Source organism: Sphingomonas sp. (assembly GCF_036402235.1).
In the GTDB taxonomy this organism is placed as follows: Bacteria; Pseudomonadota; Alphaproteobacteria; order Sphingomonadales; family Sphingomonadaceae; genus Sphingomonas.
Window position 1 is genome coordinate 1 of the sequence record NZ_DASWTG010000061.1, and the last position, 4,481, is coordinate 4,481.

The window sequence follows — 4,481 nt, forward strand, 5'->3', positions numbered from 1 at the left end:
ATGCGATCCTCCCCGCTTGCGGGGAGGTGGCGCGCGCAGCGCGACGGAGGGGGGGCGCCGCGTCGCACGGCCCCTCCACCATGCTTCGCATGGTCCCCCTCCCCGTACCGGGGAGGAATTTGCGCTAGCCATTTGGGAGGATCAGGTATTTCTCGCCCGTGGCGCGGCGGTTGTAGGCGGCGATGATGTCGGGCTGGACCGCCTGATCGAGCGTGATGCGGCTGGTGTAGCCGCTGGCGAAGGTGGTGCGGATCCCGGCGGCGACCCTGGCGCGCATGCGCATCACCTCCTCGCCGCCGGCGGCTTGCAGATAGGGGGTGAGCAGCCAGCCGCCGACGCCCCATTTCATGCCGAAGCCGCGGCTGATCTCGGTCGGCGCCATGTTGAGCCCGCCATAGATATAGACCTGCTTCATCGTTGTGGAGCCGTAGGGGCCGTTCGCCGGGTTGGTACGCACCGCGGCGGCCTCCATCGCGGTCAGGATCTGGCCGGCGAGCTTGCCGCCGCCGATCGCGTCGAAGGCGAGGAAGGCCTGGGTCTCGGCGACGGCATCGATCAGCTGCGGCATGAAATCGGGGGCGTTGCTGTCGATGACGTGCGTGGCGCCGAGACCGCGGAGCAGATCCACCTGCGCCTGGCTGCGGACGATGTTGACCAGCGGCACGCCCTCGGCCTTGGTCAGCTTGACCAGCATCTGGCCGAGATTGGAGGCGGCGGCGGTGTGGACGAGGCCGGAATAGCCCTCGCGCCGCATCGTCCCGACCATGGCAAGCGCGGTCATCGGGTTGACGAAGGACGAGGCGCCTTCCGCGGCGCTGACGCCCTCGGGAAGGACGAGGCAGTCGCGGGCGCGCAGCAGCCGGTATTGCGCGTAGAAGGCACCGCCCGCGGCGGCGACGGTCTTGCCGATCAGCGCCTGCGCCGCGGGATCGTCACCCGCGGCGACCACTGTCCCGGCGCCCTCGTTGCCGATCGGCAGCGGCTTGCCCGCGCGCGGGGCGAGGGCACGGCGGGCGGTTTCGGGGATCGCGGCGGACGCACCCTCGCGCGTCGCGGTGAAGGCGTTGCTGTCGGCAGCGCTTAGCAGCACGGCGAGATCGGAGGGATTGATCGGCGTCGCCTCGACCCGCACCAGCACCTCGTCGCCGGTGGGGGCGGGGACGGGAACGTCGCGGAGGGAGAGTTCGAGCCGGCCGTCTTCGGTGACGGTCGAGAAAAGCTGGCGGGCGTGGCTGGGAATGGCGTCGGTCATTGGCATCCTCCTCTTTTCCCGGAGCATACCGTTAATTCTAAAATTTCTTCAAGCGCCACATTGACGTTGCGAATCTTCTCGCGCCGCGCGGCACTTTACGTTAAGGTCAGGTCCATGACCCGCGCTGCCGCCCCGTTCGAGGTTCCGATCCCCGTCGATCCGGCGGACATCGACTTCATGGGGCATGTCAACAATGCCAGCTATCTGAAGTGGGTGCAGGAAGCCGTGCTGAGCCACTGGCAGAAGCTGGCTCCGGCCGAAGAGGTGGCCAAGCATCTGTGGGTCGCGCTCAAGCACGAGATCACCTATCGCAAACCCGCCTTTCTGAACGACGAGGTGGTGGCGACGGTGCTGCTGGAGAAGGTGCAGGGCGTGAGCGCCTTCTACGAGACCGTCATCCGGCGCGGCGACGAGGTGCTGGCCGAGGTCAAGTCGCGCTGGTGCTGCGTCGATGCGCAGACGCTGCGCCCGGCGCGGATCGCCGAGCATATCGTCGAGCATTTCTTCGGCCGGCGCGAGGGGTAGCGGCTGCTACCGCCGGAAGTTGACGAAGTTACGCAGAACGCGATTCATTCTGTCAACTTCGCCGCATTTGTCTCGCGGACCTGCGCCTGGTCGTTCAGCATGTGTTGGCCGACAAGATCAAAGAGCAGTCGCTATGCGACCGGTCGAGGCAAGCAAAGCAATTCCAACATTGCAAGAGCAGATTTGGCCGGGCGCGGGCTTCTCCCGGCGAAGATGTCACATACGATGTGCGCCGGCGGCTCAGAGCCAGCGCGGCACGCGGTTGGCATAGTCGAGATAGGCGTCACCGAACTTGCCGGCCATGTAGCGCTCCTCGCGCAGCACGACGCCGTAATGGATCGTCATCGACAGCGGGATCAGCATCCAGAACACCACCGGCGCGTCCGCGGCGACCCCAATCGCGCAGTAGATCAACGTCATGCCGAGATACATCGGATTGCGCGTGAAGCGGTAGATGCCCTGCGCGACGAAGGCGGTGGTCGGCAGCCACGGCGGGGCGGGCGTGCCGGCGCGGCGGAACCGGAGCGCCGCCGCGGCGATGGCCGCGAGACCCGCCAATCCGAACGCCGCGACGACGGTCCAGCGCAGCGAGGGGGGCATATCCAGCCCCTGCGTGCGTACCACGAAGAATTCGAGCGCCAGGCCGAGGATCAGGAAACCGAGATAGATCAGGGGCGGCGGGGCGATGACGCCGGCGGTGTCGCGAGTCGGTGCGGCGGCGGTGGCGGGCGTGGTATCGGTCATGCCGGCTCTTTAACCGGCGGAATCGAACTTGTCGCGCTTGCGCTGACCGAACAGCAGGCGGCGTTCGAGATGGAGGCGCGCGGCGGCGTAATAGGCTTCGAGGAAGGCGCGGTCGTGGCTCCAGTTTCCGCCTTCGTCACGGCGGCCGATCTTGCGGCGGATGACGCCCGCGACGGTGGTGAGCGTGTCGGGGTCGTTGCGGTGGAGCACCTCCTCAAGCCGCTGGATCTCGAACTGGCCGTAGGTTTCGAGCTCCGCCGGCGTGAAGGCGTAGGCGTCGATCGTGTCGCGATCGTTGGCGGCGAGCAGATCGGGCGCGATCTTCGGCCGCTCATTCTCGACCACCCAGGTGCCCGCGAGCAAATCGCCCGCGCGCAGCCGGTCGCGGTTGAACAGCGGCATGAAGACGAAGATCGCGGTCCAGCCGAACCCGATCAGGCCGAGCCAGCGGTTGCTGAACCCCTGTGCCTGGGCGGTGAGCAGGAAGATGAGGGGGAGGAACACCTCAACCTCGCGCATCAGGTTGCGCGCGAGGATCGCGCCGCCGGTGAGCCGGCCGCCGTCGCGCGCGACGACGCGCAGCTTCAGCGCGCGCTTTCCCGGGGTGGCGGCGCGCGTGCCGCTTTCAAACAGGGTGAAATAGAAATTGCGCAGCAGGAAGAAGCCGAGCAGCCAGATCATCAGCGGCGCGCTGGCATGACCGGTGCTGCCGAGCAGCAGCACCGCGCCGACGGTGAGCGCGATCAGCGTCGCGAGCATGATGAGGGCATCGATCGTGAACGCGCCGGCGCGGGCTCCGGCCGTGGCGAGGCGAAGATGCAGCGTCACCCCCTCCGGTGTCACGAGCGCGCGCGTGCGGCGCTCGATATCGCTGGGCTTCGGCCCTTTGGCCTTGGCGCGCCTAGCCACGGGCGCGCCGTCCGCCGAGCGCGAAATAGACCACCCAGATCGCGAACATCGTCGCAGCGATCGCGTAGCGCGCGAGATCGTCGGTGACGAGTTGGCGCGCGAACCCTTCGAGCAGGCCCGCGACGAGCAGCATGATGACCACGCCGATCATCACCAGCGCGGCGCGGCGGCCCGCTTCGCCCGCGGCGGCCATGCGCGTGCGCTGTCCCGGAAAGGCGACGGCGCGGCCGATGTGAAGCCCGGCGGCACCGGCGAGGATGATCGCTGAAAGCTCGGTCGATCCGTGGATCAGCAGCCAGCCGGTGAAGCCGAAACCGAGACCCTTGGGGATGAACGCGGCATACATCGCGCCGAGCAGCACGCCGTTGCTGGCGATGAGGAAGAAAGTGGGGACGGCGAAGGCGAAGCCCAGCGCAAAGGCCATGATCGAGATTTGCGCATTGTGGGTGAACAGGAAGGTGGCGAAAACCTCGAGCCCGCCCTTTTCCGGGGGATCGTAGATGGTCGAGCGAAGATATGCGGCGGTCGCGTTCATGTCGCGGCCGCCCGCCATTTCGGGGGGGATGATCGCGTTGAACCAGGCGGGATCGCTGACGACGAGGAAATAGCCGGCGATTGCGCTGGCGAAGAACAGGGCGGCGATCAGCAGCGTCTCAACGAAGATCCCGCGCACGGCTGCGGGCCAGCCATGGGAGAAGAATCCGCCGATCTGGCGCCACAGCGGCTCGCGACAGCCATAGAGGATGAAATAGGCGCGGGTGGACAGGCTCTCGAGATAGGCGGTCATCGACGCATCGAGCGAAGTCTCGCGCGCGATCGACAGCGCCGAGAGGGTGGCGCGGTAGAGGCGGGGAAGCTCGATCAGGTCGTCATTGGTGAGGCGCCTGGGCGACTTCCTCTCGACCAGGTCGAGCAGCGCCTCGAGCCGCTGCCAGTCGGCCTCGCGCTCGGCACGGAAATGGCGGACGCCGAAGGAAGGGGCGGTCTGGGTGGAGGTCATATTCGTTCCCCAACCAATCCTCCCCCGCCAGGGGGAGGTGGCACGCGCAGC

Annotated in this window: 5 protein-coding genes; 1 reads left to right on the forward strand and 4 read right to left on the reverse strand. The window is 67.4% G+C overall.

The window, feature by feature from the left end; genetic code table 11:
- Positions 1-124: 124 nt before the first annotated feature.
- Positions 125-1,252 carry a zinc-binding dehydrogenase gene (locus VGD28_RS13075; RefSeq protein WP_331028786.1) on the reverse strand — a complete coding sequence of 376 codons (1,128 nt, stop codon included), beginning with the start codon at positions 1,250-1,252 and terminating at the stop codon, positions 125-127.
- Between the two features lie 114 nt (positions 1,253-1,366).
- On the opposite strand from VGD28_RS13075, the gene VGD28_RS13080 reads away from it, so the two are divergent.
- Complete coding sequence (locus VGD28_RS13080) at positions 1,367-1,777, forward strand: thioesterase family protein (RefSeq protein ID WP_331028787.1); 411 nt, start codon at positions 1,367-1,369, stop codon at positions 1,775-1,777.
- Positions 1,778-2,017: 240 nt separating this feature from the next.
- On the opposite strand, the gene VGD28_RS13085 is transcribed toward VGD28_RS13080, so the two are convergent.
- From VGD28_RS13085 to VGD28_RS13095, 3 genes are read right to left on the reverse strand one after another with little or no spacing between them, the layout of a single operon-like run.
- Positions 2,018-2,521 carry an isoprenylcysteine carboxylmethyltransferase family protein gene (locus VGD28_RS13085; RefSeq protein WP_331028788.1) on the reverse strand — a complete coding sequence of 168 codons (504 nt, stop codon included), beginning with the start codon at positions 2,519-2,521 and terminating at the stop codon, positions 2,018-2,020.
- A 9-nt stretch (positions 2,522-2,530) separates the two neighbouring features.
- Positions 2,531-3,430, reverse strand: coding sequence for an RDD family protein (locus tag VGD28_RS13090; RefSeq protein WP_331028789.1), 900 nt, complete (start codon positions 3,428-3,430; stop codon positions 2,531-2,533).
- On the reverse strand, positions 3,423-4,430 hold the full coding sequence (locus tag VGD28_RS13095; protein WP_331028790.1) for a stage II sporulation protein M: 1,008 nt from the start codon (positions 4,428-4,430) through the stop codon (positions 3,423-3,425). Before VGD28_RS13095 ends, VGD28_RS13090 begins: the two co-directional genes overlap by 8 nt.
- Between the last annotated feature and the right edge of the window lie 51 nt (positions 4,431-4,481).

Bases quoted from the DNA above. Each gene is read 5' to 3' on its own strand.
- VGD28_RS13075 (WP_331028786.1), bottom strand. From the start codon at position 1,252: ATGACCGACGCCATTCCCAGCCACGCCCGCCAGCTTTTCTCGACCGTC.
- VGD28_RS13095 (WP_331028790.1), bottom strand. From the start codon at position 4,430: ATGACCTCCACCCAGACCGCCCCTTCCTTCGGCGTCCGCCATTTCCGT.
- VGD28_RS13085 (WP_331028788.1), bottom strand. From the start codon at position 2,521: ATGACCGATACCACGCCCGCCACCGCCGCCGCACCGACTCGCGACACC.
- VGD28_RS13080 (WP_331028787.1), top strand. From the start codon at position 1,367: ATGACCCGCGCTGCCGCCCCGTTCGAGGTTCCGATCCCCGTCGATCCG.